This window comes from Sunxiuqinia sp. (assembly GCF_055140945.1).
Genome location: NZ_JBSQYS010000005.1, coordinates 59,830 through 72,772 on the forward strand (window position 1 = coordinate 59,830; position 12,943 = coordinate 72,772).

Consider the following 12,943-nt stretch of genomic DNA (forward strand, 5'->3'; position numbering starts at 1 on the left):
TTACCAACCTGGATTTTGTGTAAGTTTTTTGTTGAGCGTCAATTCTGCCTCAGGGATAGGAAGCAAATTATGCTTTTCAGAAATGTTATCTGCAGCTCTGGACGCAAATTTATAATTATTAGGCGCTGAATTAGAAATGAAATTTGCTAGGTCTTTCATTTTAGGAACAAAGATTCCCCAGCGGATTAATTCAACACGACGCATACCTTCAAAACACAATTCCCTGGCACGTTCATCTTGTATAATTTCTCTAAAACTATCTTTACTTGATAAATCTGATGATTTATAATCGGCATCATCAATGGTAGTCAAATTGGCTACTACAGTCGCTCCTGCTCCACTACCACCTGAAAGAATAACAGTAGGCACAGCATTGTAAAGCGTACCGTAATTTTCAATTTCAATACTTGTTACTACTCCCCCTGACACCTTTGCAGTTGCTGTTGTTGGAAGGATACCTGCCTGATCATTTCCTTCAGAGATGGTAACAGTTGGTGCTGAAGTATAACCACTTCCTCCGTTTGTTACATCAATAGATTTTAAACTTTTTCCACTTCCATAAGCACGTCTTCTAACCTCATTCAAATAAGATAATGCTTTTGAAGTAGGACCATTCAACTCATTTTCTGCCTCTGCTGCCATTAGCAAGACATCTGAATACCTAAGCAGTGGAAAATTAATACCGGTTTGTCCTTTTGCTCTGTTTTCAATTAATTCATATTCCCTTCGATATTTACCAACATAACGATCGTATATTTTATTGGCCGCCCAAAACACCTTTACATCTGTATTATTACCTTTATAGTTATATGGAGCAATATTCCAGTCTCTTCGCATATCTCTTTCACTATATCTCTGGTAGTGATATTCATGGACTTTATAATATGCTAATGCATATCCATAATTAACATTAGTCTGATATATCCCTATAACATTACCCCATTGTCCCCATTCCCGGTAAGGATCAGTAGATCCCTCCGAATATAATTCAACTTCCCAGATGCTTTCTTTAGTATCATATTTGTCCTGTGCAAGATTTATGAATATTTGTGAGTAATCAGTATTAAGTTGGTGTAACCCTGAACTAATGAGTTTTTCTGCCCAATATAAGGCATCTTCATATTTTCCATCTATATAATTCGGATATCCGGCCATAAATAAGCATACCCTTGCCAATGATCCCTGAATAGCTGATTTAGTGACTTTCCCTGCATGGCTATATTCAGTAATTGGATTGACCATTGCTTCTGCTTCCACCATCTCATTATAAATAAAATCGTAAACCTCAGCTGCCGGTGTGCGCGCATAATAAATATCCTCAACAGATTCTGTAGAATGCACCCTTAAAGGTACGTCGCCATAATTTTGAACCATGATGAAATAAAAATAAGCCCTTAAAAACTTTACTTCACCACGAATAACCTCCTTTTTAGAGTTATCCATTTCAGCTTTATCTAGATTTTCCAGTAATATATTAGCTCGTTCAACACCTCTAAACATCGACAACCATATTCCTCTGGTATCTTTTGCAGTATAATTGTAAACCTGAATTCCATTCGTTGAACCTGAATTCCTGAAAAACATTTCATCGGTACAATTGTATTTTATGCCCAGATCTGCAACACCTCCATAAATACCTCCTAAACCAAGAATATCATATACTGCCGCCAGTGCTTCTCCGATTTCGGCTTCGTTCTGGAAATAATTTTTTGGCGAAATAAAATCTGTAGGAGTTGTATCCAGCACATCACATGATGATATTAAAATCACCAAACCTATTAACAGTAATTTATTTAGTTTTCTCATTTTTTTGCAAATTAAAATTTTACATTTAGTCCAAATATGATAGTCTTTGAATTTGGATACGGAGAGTAATCAAATCCGGGGGTCAATGCAGAATGCCTAGTTGATACTTCAGGATCGCTTCCTGAATAATTAGTCCAGGTTAGTAAGTTCTGGGCAGAAGCATATAGCCTTAAAGACTTCACTAAACTCAAATATTTCAAAATATTTGTCGGGAAATTATACCCAAGTGAAATTGTTTTAAGCCGTAAAAAGGAGGCATCTTCTACTAGCCTTGAAGAGTAGAAATAAGCTCCATAACCATTTAACCTTGGTATATCAGTATTCTGGTTTTCTTCAGTCCATCTATTGGCTAATGATGCAAATTGGTTCTTGAACATATTTAAATACATCCCATTCTCAAATAGCAATTTATTCGCATTAAGAACATCGTTTCCATACGAGAATTGAAAAAATATATTCAAGTCAAATCCCCTGTATTTAAAGGAGTTATTTAGTCCGCCTATAAAATCAGGATTGGGATTACCAATAACCGTATAGTCATTGCTATTGATTAATCCATCATTATTAATATCCCTGTACCTAGCATCCCCAGGCCTAATTGAAGTACGAACACCTCCATTACCCGTAATTTCAGGCTTTAATGCATAGTTACCATCTGATTGAAGAACAAAGTCGTCGATCTGATATAAACCGTCAAATACGACACCGTAAAACTGTGCGATAGGTTGGCCTAGTTTTGCAATATATTGTGGAATATTATAAAGTGCTCCTGATATGGCGCTAATGCTTGACGTTAAAGCCTCTTGGTTTTCACTCAAACTAAGCAACTCACTTCTGTTAAAAGCAATATTAAAACTGGAGTTCCATGAAAATGAGCTATTATGAACATTAACGGTATTGATTGTTAGTTCAATCCCGCTGTTGCCAACCTTTCCGATGTTTTTATAAGCACTGGCAAACCCTGTTGATACTGGAAGATCTGCATTTAAAAGAATGTCTTTGGTTACTTTATCATAGTAATCAAAAGTCAGGGAAAGGCGTTCATTCCATAAGCCAATATCAATACCCAAATCCAACTGTGTTGTTGTTTCCCATTTTAGTGTACCATTACCCAAATCGGATGCGTAAGTACCACGTGTTGGTGTTTGATTACCAAAAGAATAACCAGTTGAATAATTAGTCCCTATTGATGCAAGATAAGCAAAATCGCTTACCCGATTACTACCTGTAGCCCCGTAACTAGTCCGAAGTTTAATATTCGAAATAAAATCATTTTTTTTGATAAATTCTTCTTCACTTAGGCGATAAGCAAAAGCACCTGAAGGGAAATATCCCCATCTATTTTCCGGATTAAATTTAGACGATCCATCAGCTCTCATTGTAGCTGTTATAAGGTATTTTGATTTATATCCATAATTCACCCTGGCCAATAAAGATTGTAATCCCCAGTTCGAACTTGATGACATCACTTCATATGGCGTTCCCGTATCCAAACCACTCAATCCCAGTGATTCTTGCGAAACTTGTATTACCGTAGCCCCAAATGAATCTATTTTCCTGGTTTGCTGAGTAAATCCAACAAGAGCACTAATGGTATGATCTTTATTTATTTTAGTTTTATATGAAAGGGTGTTTTCATTCATGAAACTTTTAACATTCGTAGCAGCCTGACTTCCATTTGGACCTAATGAAAAGGGAAAATAAGTGCTACCAGTTCTAGTCTTCGAATTATTAAATTGATTGTTCCGCCAACGTATGATATTTGCGCCGCCTGTGACCCTTAGCTTTAATCCTTTTATGATGGTATATTCCGCATAAAAATTAGCCATTAAGTTACTTGAAAGCTTCTCCCTGACCTCATTCTCTAATTGTATCAACGGATTGACTCTATACTCATCAGCTGTGTCCATCTCCGGATCAACCAATAAGCTTTCGATATCAATGTCACCATCTGCAATACCAGTTATTGGGCGGTACCCCCAAATACTATTCATTAAACTGGCTCCCAAATAATTTGATTCGTTGGTTGTTGCCACCGTACCATATTGTTTGGTATCCCCATAGTTTGCTTTAACTCCAAATTTTAAATTCTTGCTTATTGTTTCTTCCAAGTTAATTCTGGTCTGGTAGCGTTTAAATCCAGTATTTACAAATATCCCCTTTTGATCAAGATACGATGCAGTAACAGAATACTTGCTTTTATCATTACCTCCCGATATCGATAAATTATAATTCTGTATAGGGGCTGTTCTCATGATTTTCTCATACCAGTCTATTCCCTTTACATCTTTATAATCGTCTAAGGTTGTCGTTTCACTTAAATAAATACTAGAAGCTTCTTCTTCATTTATTTCCAATTGTAAGCGAACAAACTCATAAGGATCTAAAACTTCCACTCTGTTTATATCATCTTGTATACCATAATAGGTATCAAACCTGATCTCAGAAGCACCTTCGCGCCCTTCTTTGGTTGTAATAATAATGACACCATTTGCCCCTCTAGCTCCATATATTGCCGTTGCTGATGCATCCTTTAACACATCAACCGACTCAATATCTGATGTATTAATTGCACTGTTATCATTATCTTCTACCGGGAAACCATCGACAATATATAAGGGCGAATTATCTTGTGAAATTGAATTACCTCCACGAATAATAATATTGGGTAAACTTCCCGGTTGACCATCTGTGGCACTAACTTGTACCCCTGCCATTCTTCCTGCTAAGGCATCATCAAAAGATTTTACAGGTGCCTGAACTAATTGCTCAGATTTAACCTGAGCAACAGAACCCGTAAGGTCTCTTTTTGTGACTGTTCCATAACCAACAGCCACGACCTCTTCAATCCCGATCGCATCTTCGACCATCACCACATCAATTGAAGTCTTGCCTGCAATTTGAATTTCCTGAGTAGCCATCCCCACAAACGAAAACTGTAGTGTGGCATCATCAGGAACATTTGAGATTGAATAATTTCCGTTAGCATCGGTAATGATTCCCTGAGTGGTACCTTTAATAATTACAGTGACACCAGGAAGAGGAGAGACGGAGGAGTCAGTTACACGGCCAGAGACGGTGATTTTTTGTTGAACAGCACTTTCAGGTAAATTTGTTGAGATCGCAATTTGCCTTTTATCGATCTTGCAGGCTACATTTGCTCCTTCAAAAATTTTGTCAAGTATTTCAGGGATAGACTCATTTTCAACCTCTATACTCACCACCTTTTCGACATCAACCGCTTTGGCGTTATAGATAAAATAAAAATCGGTCTGATTTTCAATCTGTCCTAACACATTCCTTATGGGCGTATTTTTCAGGTTTAGGCTCAGACGGGTTTGCTGAGCGTGTGCGTTTGTAGCAAAAATTTGGACTACACTTACCAGTATTGCAAACAGCGTTAGTCTCATAGTTTTTAACAGTTTCGATCTCCACAGAAGCTTAGCCGTGGAAATCCATGAATAATGATTTTTTTTCATAAATTTGTAATGATTTGAGTTTTGTAATTCAAATTGTTATGTGCACAAAGTTTAAGGAGCTCAAGCACATAAGGAACAGAGAAGGAGGTGTTTGTCGCATCTCCTTTTTTTTAAGCATCGTGTTATTTCATAAGCGTTTGTTTTAGGTTAATTACAAGTATTTTTAGTAGAGCCTTATTATTGTTCTGTTGCTATCATCTTTACCAAGAGTATAGTTGACATGGCATGTGAATTTAATGTAATCCAGAACTTCAACCAGATTCTCGTCTTGGAATGTTGCATTAAACGCAGGGTCATAAATGGCAGAATCTTCAACGATGAAATCTGCGTTAAACTTTCTTTCCAATATCTTAATGACTTCATCCATTGGTGTATCTTTGAAAACTAACAACCCATTTTTCCATGCGGTATAATCTCCTATGGATGTTTTTTTCACCCTGACATCTTTTATCGCTGTGTTATATTCTGCTATTTCTCCAGGCTCCAGTTTATAACTGAAGGATTTGCTTTTTTCATGCTGCAATTCAACTGCTCCTGTTTCTAGGGCAACGGTTATCTCCTGGTCATCCGGGTAAGCGCTGACATTAAACTTAGTTCCCAAAACCTTCACTTTAAAATCATTAATACTAACCGTTAATGGGATTTTTTTATTCCTTTTGATGTCAAAATAGGCTTCTCCTATTAAGGATACATCACGATTATCCCGAGAGTAGTTGTTGTTGTATGTTAACGTACTTCCTGAGTTTAATAATACAACTGAGCTGTCCGGTAAAATGACTTCAGCGATCTGTTTATACTTGGCAACTACTGATGTGTATTTTAAGTCGGTCTCATTGCTAAATTGATTTTTCAGGTAGAATGCTAACGGTAGTGTACACAAAAACAGTAGCAGAACAGCGGCGTATTTTAAAAAAAGGTTTGTTTTTAAACGGAATGTTTTACTTTTCGGGTTTAGTCTTGCTTGTAGCTTTTTGTATGAATTTTCAATCTTGTATTCCGGCATATCCTTGGATGATGCCAGAAAGGCCCATGCTGCTTTTGCCTTGTTATATATCTTTTCACTTTCCGGATCCTTTTCGATCTCTGAAAACAATTCTTCTTCACGTCCTGGCTCAATACAGCCTGCGGCAAGATTCATTATGTCCTCAGTATTTTTCACATTTCGTTCCATACTCTTATTATTTGCACGAAATTGAATTTACCCTATATGAAATTTAAAAAAAGGTTTGAATAAAAATGCAAAAACCAGCTTATTGTTCTTAAAAACAGAATGTTATGAAATAAAAATATAGGTCACCAATGGGAGGTAATCTTTTAATGTTGATTTAAATATTTTCAGGCTTCTGGTTATATGCCCTTCAACAGCTTTGGTCGTAATATTGAGTTCTTCTGCGATTTCCCTGTTTTTCATTCCTTCGAACCGGCTCAGCATAAATACCTTTTTGCACTGAGGAGGTAAATCTTCCAACGTTCTATCGATGATTTGCTCAATCTCGTTAAAAACCAGGACTGACGTGTCAATTGCATCTAAAGCTTTTAGATTTTGGTTCAATTCATTCGGAGCGGCTAAGCCTGAGGTGAATAGTTTTCGTCTGTAGCGTTGATCCCGAAGCCGGTATAAACAATTGTTCCTTGCAACAGAATATAAATAAGAACTGACATTCATATCCTCCTTTAAGGTTTGCCGTTTCTCCCAAAACGTTGCAAATGTATCCTGCACAATATTCTCCGCGATGTCATCTATGCGAATGAACTCGTAAATAAAATAATACAATCTCGGAAAATACTTATTGTAGAGAACTTTGAAGGCAACATCGTCGCCATTCATAATTTTCTTTACAAGTTGTGCTTCGGGTTCAGTCATTTCAATTAATTCCAGGTGTGACAAAACTAACAAAAAAACAAAACTTAGTCTAATCAATCCATCCGGCAAGGAATCTCATTTTTTGTTCCGATACTCTGCCTTCTTTGTCATTGATGCCGGAACGTAATTGATCCGGATTAATACAGGGCCAATATGCCTGAGCGGAGTAATAGCAAAATTTGTTATCTCAGCTTCAACTTGAGCTTTCCCATATCTTCGCTAATCTTTTTCTCCAATACTTTGGCATAGATCTGAGTCGTCGAGATGCTTTTGTGTCCCAGCACCTGACTAACTGTTTCAATTGGGACACCATTGCTCAAGGTAACTGTGGTCGCAAAAGTGTGCCGCGCCAAATGAAAAGTCAGGTTCTTTCTTATCGCGCATAAGTCGGCAATTTCTTTTAAATAGCTGTTCAACTTCTGATTTGAGATTAACGGGAAAACTCTATCTCTGCTGATTGATTTGGGATGTTTCTGACACTTGTTAGCTATTTCCAGTGCTTTGGGTAGGAGCGGAATTCTCAGCTTCGTATCTGTCTTTTGCCTTTTTGAAAAGATCCAATATTGGCCATCTATTCCCAAATTGATTTCATCCGGGCTCAGGTTAATGGCATCAATATAAGAAAGGCCGGTGTAGCAACTGAAAACAAAAACATCCCTCACAATTTGTAACCGTTCGACTTTGAGCTTTTTGTTTTCAATGGCATCCAGCTCCCTCTCCGTTAGAAACCCTCGGTCAACTTTGCGAAAATTCAATTTGTAGGAGTCAAACGGATTTTGGGTGATCCAACCCAGGCGGAATCCCAAATTAATCATTTTGCGAAATCTTTCCTGGTGTTTCATCACCCCGTTGTTCCCGATAGGCTTTTGGTGATCCAAAGGCTGGTAATTTCTCAGGAAATATTCAAAATCAGTGATAAACTTGTAGTTAACCTGCACCAGATAAATATCCGAAGCCTTGAATTTCTTTTTCAGGAACCGTTCCAGATACTTTTTTGTGGTCCGGTAATTTTTCATCGTCCCAGGGGAAAGGACACTGGCTTGCGTGGTATTGTGATAATCCACCAGTTCGATCAGCGTGTGCTCATCAGAATCACCCAGAAAAAGCACTTTAATATTTTCCGGGGTAATTTTCTCTTTGTTGATCTGCAACTCCCGGTAAGCGTCGGTCAGTTGCGAACGGACATGCTCCAGATAACTGTTAAACTTTTTGGCTTCAGGACTAAAGCCCTTGGCCATTCCACGAGCTTTATTCCATTCTTCAACTGCGATGGTTTTCTTCAGGGAAATCTCGATCCTGCGCGTCTCTACGGTAATTCTGGCATAAACGAGCGCCTTGTCTTTGTCCTTTTTGCCAGTCCGGATAATAAACTGGATACCAAAGGTGTGGGTTGTTTTCATATCATTCAATTTTTATCAGTTTAATCTGTTTTAACTGCTTCAGTTGAAAAACAAGGCCAAAAGACTCACCGGAATTCACCAAAACCGGTCAAAAATCATGGTCTATAATTACAAAAATGACCTTTATTAACAACTGAAATACAAACGATTAAGCCCTTCTGGTGAGTTCAAAGGTAAAATAAAAAAAGACTCACCGTTTAACTCACCTGAATTGTGATATTTTCTGATATGAATTGATATGGCTAAAATCAAAAAAGCCTGTAAATCATACAATTTACAGGCTTTTGATGCTCTTTGATTTCCCAATTTGTCGGGATACCAGGATTCGAACCTGGGACCCCCTGCTCCCAAAGCAGGTGCGCTAACCGGACTGCGCTACATCCCGAATAATATTTTAATGCGGAGAGAGGGGGATTCGAACCCCCGGTACCCCTTGCGAAGTACGCCAGTTTAGCAAACTGGTGGTTTCAGCCACTCACCCATCTCTCCTGAAATATCGTGACTAAATTTTTTTCTCCTTAATTCTCTTCAGAACTGTTTCACTCTGGTCTTACCCCTTTGTGAATGTGCGTGCAAATATAGAACTACTTTTTTCTTTCGCAAAATTATTTCGACAAAAAAACAAATCATTTTCACCCCTTAAAAGCGAAGTGGCTTATTGCCAAGCAAAAACAATAACAACAAGGGTTTCGAGGGCATTTGTACGCAGAAAAAATGAGAAAGTTAATCTCGAAAAACATTGCCTTATCCGATCGTATTATAAATCAATGAGATATTCTTAAAATGTTATAAAATCCCACATTTTACTTGGAAAGTCAGCTTCCGAAAACTATATTTGATCTAAGAAAACGTTCTTTCACAAAGATATTGTCCGCATTAGTTCAAATTTGGTAAATTCAACAGTTTATATCGAACCGAGAAAGCTTATGGACGTAAAGACAGGCCTTGTAGCCCCGATTACTCGGGGTGAGTAGTTTACTACCGATGGAAGTCTGATCGTTCAGGCACTCAAATCCTTATTTTTAGGGATTTTACACAAACGAATTAATGCGGATTTTTTTTGCTTTTTAGTTACCTACTTTTATTCTTTTCTGAACAAAGAAATATAGCAATAACAATACAGCAACGAAGGCACTTATTCGTCCAAGGTAATCTCCATATTTTACGTAAAAAGTTAGCTTCTCATTGACTTTCAAATTACCTTTTATAGCCGTTTTTACGCCGTAGTTCGTTTTTTTCAAAACATCTCCCCGTTGGTTTATCAACGCTGAAATACCGGTATTTGCTGAACGTGCAATACTTCTTCTTGTCTCAATCGCTCGCAGGCACGAAATAGCTAAATGTTGACGATAACCAATTGTTCCTTCCCACCAACCATCATTGGTCAGCATCACAATTAATTCGGCACCATTCTTTACGTTTGTGCTAATGTACTGCCCAAAAACTGATTCAAAACAAATGACGGGAGCTATTTTCAAGCCTGAATTAGTTGTGAAAATTGTTGGTGCATTTTGCCTTCCAAGGCTACCGGTTGCCCCTCCCAAATCAACAATATATCGTTCTACAAACAAAAGATATTTACTGAAAGGCATCTTCTCAACCCCACTAACCAACTTCCCTTTGTGATAAATCTGCACAAGAGGATTTTCATTGACCAGCAAGGCTGAATTATAGATATCGTAGTATTGATTTCGATCAGCGTCCCATCGAGCTGTTTTGGAAGGTTCTTCGTCACCATTATAGTATTTCAGGGTATTTGCACCCAGTACAAAGCTGACCTGCAGACCTTGCTGTGCCAGTTCGCGAAACTGAAATATCGAAGACCGGGTGGGTAAACTGTCATTTTCAATTAACGTTGGCAGAGCAGTTTCCGGAGCAATCACAAGAGTTTTATTCTTATTCAATAATGAGTCAGTTAGTTCCAACAAAGTAGCGATCTGTTTTTTCCTTTGCTTATCGTCGAACTTTTCGGTGTATGGGTCAACATTAGGCTGAAGAACCAACACGTCATATTTTCCACCTGTCTCTGCATAATTCTGATAATAACGACTCGACCATATCAACGGGGCAAAGACAACTACACAAAATACAGATACATAAACTACAGCCTTAAAAACCTGTTTTTTGAGAACATTTTTCAGGAAGCTAAATAGAATAAGATTGGCTACCAAAATTAAAAGTGAACCTCCTAAAACTCCGGTGAATTCATACCATTGTATCAGTCTCACTTGGTTGGCAAATCCGTTACCTAAAGTTAGCCACGGCCATTCCATGTCCCAATTGAAATGTAAATATTCGAAGGCAAGCCAAAAAACAAGCAGTGAAATATTTGCAAGATTTACATTGAACTCTCGCTTCATCCTATGAAACATCCACCAAACAGTAGACATCAACAATGCGTTGAGTGTAACAATGACAATCATTCCAAAAGGAACCGCCCGTCCGATCCAGTAACAAGAAAGTAAATTCCAAGTCAAAAAGCTTAAAAAAGAATAGCCCAAAAACTCAATATGCGAATGTTGTTCTTTGTTGCTACAAAAAAAATCTTCGACCAACAACAGGGGAACAAAAGCAAATAACAAAACCCACCCTGCAGCGCCTGTAAGCCATGGAAGACTTAGCAAGACCCCACTCAATATCGACAATAAGACGAAGTGTGTTTTTTTCATAGATCGGTCAGCGAATTCTGAGTAAGAATCGCTTCTTTGGTATCTTTATTTCGATCAAAAATAAAATCAATCCGCCCCAGAGCCATTCCTCCCCAGCCTGCCTGATTGACAATAATCCGATTACCATCTGCATTTTTCAGTTCCAATGGTGCATCCAGAAATGTATGAGTATGACCTCCAATAATCAAATCGGTATGATGAGTTTCTGCTGCCAGCAGTTTATCCGATATCTTCGATTCCGCATACTCCAGTCCAAGGTGAGACAAGCAAATGACGACATCGCAAGCTTTCTCATGCTTTAGAAAGACTTCTTTTTCGAGTGCTATCTTTACCGGGTCTCGGTATATTGTTTCCTGGTAATTGCGTTCACTAACTAAGCCTTCCAATTCGATACCCAAACCATAAACGCCCACCTTGATACCATTCTTACGGAATACTGTAAACTCAGGAAAGACATTAAAAAGGCGTGTATTTGAAAAATCGTAGTTACTGCATACAAATGGAAAATTTGCGAAGTCAATAGAATTCTCAATGCCTTCCAGTCCATTATCAAATTCATGGTTTCCAATAGTTGAAGCATCGTACCCCATTTCTGACATAACTTTCAAAATCAGCTCACCTTTATAATAATTAAAATAAGGAGTTCCCTGAAACATATCACCCGCATCGAGTAACAAAACATTGTCATTCGTTTCTTTAATTCGATTAATCATCCCAGCCATTCGGGCTAAGCCTCCCCGACCTTGATAAGTCGAATTACCCTCTGGAAAAGGATCAATATGGCAGTGAATATCGTTGGTGTGAAGAATCGTCAAACTTTCCAAATCCTGTTGAGCCAATAAATCGTAGGGTAAGGCAGATAAACCAACACCGGCTGAAACCCCCGCCAAATCTCTTAAAAACTTCCTTCTGCTATTCATAATACATCCTCCCGTCAAGTTGAACCTGTATACGCTTGCCTCTTTTAAATTGTTCATTCAGACTATCAATCACCAAATCGCGAATTTTTAAGCCTGTACTTATAAATTGCTTTCGATCCAACAACATACTCATATTATCACCTCCTGCAGCAATGTAGTCATTGGTTACAATCCAGAAATCTTTCGATTTATCAAATGGCTTTCCTCCAACGGAAAGCGTTCCGATAGAATCATCATTTATTCCCAATTGAATGCCTGCCACTCCATCACCTCCACGACTTGCGATTTGACTGACAAACTCGTACATGGTTTCGCCGTCAACTTTTAATAAAACCATGGTATTTTCAAAAGGCATCAACTCATAGATATCTCCCACGGTAATTTGTCCTTTTGGCAACGACGAACGCAAGCCACCGTAGTTCACAAAAGCCATGTCCGGTTTAAAATTTTTATAATTCATTTTACAATAAGCAAGCCCCGATTGCAGGATGAGGTCTGCCATCAAATTAGTCAACTTGCTTTCAGGCTTTTCTGCAACCAATTCTTCGTTCGAGATTGAAATTACTTCCGACATGTCGCTCTCTAAATTGAGTTTATAGGGCATAACCATCAGAATAATTGAAGAATCGGCAGATAGTTCGGTTGACCCAACAGGAATGTTTTGAGCCTCCACATCACTGATATTCAGAGACGTCTTACAGGAACCCATGATTATTAACAATCCAATGATGAAAACTGTGCTTCGCATTCGTTTTATTTTTACGGAATATAAAATAGCTTTATTAAAAATTACGTTGTCAATATT

8 protein-coding genes and 2 tRNA genes are annotated in these 12,943 nt (G+C 38.0%); all 10 read right to left on the reverse strand.

Going from position 1 to position 12,943, the window contains the following annotated elements; all coding sequences use genetic code 11:
- The 10 genes from ACTB00_RS03235 to ACTB00_RS03280 all read right to left on the reverse strand — a co-directional run bounded on the left by ACTB00_RS03235 (position 1) and on the right by ACTB00_RS03280 (position 12,886).
- Positions 1-1,806: a RagB/SusD family nutrient uptake outer membrane protein gene (locus ACTB00_RS03235; RefSeq protein WP_463298512.1), complete on the reverse strand. Its 1,806-nt coding sequence runs from the start codon at positions 1,804-1,806 to the stop codon at positions 1-3.
- Positions 1,807-1,817: 11 nt separating this feature from the next.
- Positions 1,818-5,285, reverse strand: a complete 3,468-nt coding sequence (locus tag ACTB00_RS03240) for a TonB-dependent receptor (protein ID WP_463298513.1) — start codon at positions 5,283-5,285, stop codon at positions 1,818-1,820.
- 163 nt (positions 5,286-5,448) lie between these two features.
- Entirely contained in the window at positions 5,449-6,456 is a 1,008-nt protein-coding gene (locus ACTB00_RS03245; protein WP_463298514.1) for a FecR family protein, read from the reverse strand.
- A gap of 102 nt (positions 6,457-6,558) precedes the next feature.
- The gene (locus tag ACTB00_RS03250) at positions 6,559-7,149 is read right to left on the reverse strand and encodes an RNA polymerase sigma-70 factor (protein ID WP_463298515.1); all 591 of its coding nucleotides are present in this window, start codon (positions 7,147-7,149) and stop codon (positions 6,559-6,561) included.
- Positions 7,150-7,331: 182 nt separating this feature from the next.
- Positions 7,332-8,549 (reverse strand): site-specific integrase, encoded by a 1,218-nt coding sequence (locus ACTB00_RS03255; protein ID WP_463298516.1) that lies wholly within the window; start codon positions 8,547-8,549, stop codon positions 7,332-7,334.
- A 310-nt stretch (positions 8,550-8,859) separates the two neighbouring features.
- Positions 8,860-8,934: transfer RNA gene (locus ACTB00_RS03260), tRNA-Pro, on the reverse strand.
- Positions 8,935-8,949: 15 nt separating this feature from the next.
- Positions 8,950-9,038: transfer RNA gene (locus ACTB00_RS03265), tRNA-Ser, on the reverse strand.
- 578 nt (positions 9,039-9,616) lie between these two features.
- Positions 9,617-11,218, reverse strand: coding sequence for an apolipoprotein N-acyltransferase (lnt, locus tag ACTB00_RS03270; RefSeq protein WP_463298517.1), 1,602 nt, complete (start codon positions 11,216-11,218; stop codon positions 9,617-9,619).
- Positions 11,215-12,138 (reverse strand): bifunctional metallophosphatase/5'-nucleotidase, encoded by a 924-nt coding sequence (locus ACTB00_RS03275; RefSeq protein ID WP_463298518.1) that lies wholly within the window; start codon positions 12,136-12,138, stop codon positions 11,215-11,217. Before ACTB00_RS03275 ends, lnt begins: the two co-directional genes overlap by 4 nt.
- Complete coding sequence (locus ACTB00_RS03280; RefSeq protein ID WP_463298519.1) at positions 12,131-12,886, reverse strand: 5'-nucleotidase C-terminal domain-containing protein; 756 nt, start codon at positions 12,884-12,886, stop codon at positions 12,131-12,133. The genes ACTB00_RS03275 and ACTB00_RS03280 overlap by 8 nt, the downstream gene beginning before the upstream one ends.
- Between the last annotated feature and the right edge of the window lie 57 nt (positions 12,887-12,943).

Coding starts and splice junctions, on each gene's coding strand:
- ACTB00_RS03245 (WP_463298514.1), bottom strand. CDS start 6,456: ATGGAACGAAATGTGAAAAATACTGAGGACATAATGAATCTTGCCGCA.
- ACTB00_RS03250 (WP_463298515.1), bottom strand. CDS start 7,149: ATGACTGAACCCGAAGCACAACTTGTAAAGAAAATTATGAATGGCGAC.
- ACTB00_RS03255 (WP_463298516.1), bottom strand. CDS start 8,549: ATGAAAACAACCCACACCTTTGGTATCCAGTTTATTATCCGGACTGGC.
- ACTB00_RS03235 (WP_463298512.1), bottom strand. CDS start 1,806: ATGAGAAAACTAAATAAATTACTGTTAATAGGTTTGGTGATTTTAATA.
- lnt (WP_463298517.1), bottom strand. CDS start 11,218: ATGAAAAAAACACACTTCGTCTTATTGTCGATATTGAGTGGGGTCTTG.
- ACTB00_RS03275 (WP_463298518.1), bottom strand. CDS start 12,138: ATGAATAGCAGAAGGAAGTTTTTAAGAGATTTGGCGGGGGTTTCAGCC.
- ACTB00_RS03240 (WP_463298513.1), bottom strand. CDS start 5,285: ATGAAAAAAAATCATTATTCATGGATTTCCACGGCTAAGCTTCTGTGG.
- ACTB00_RS03280 (WP_463298519.1), bottom strand. CDS start 12,886: ATGCGAAGCACAGTTTTCATCATTGGATTGTTAATAATCATGGGTTCC.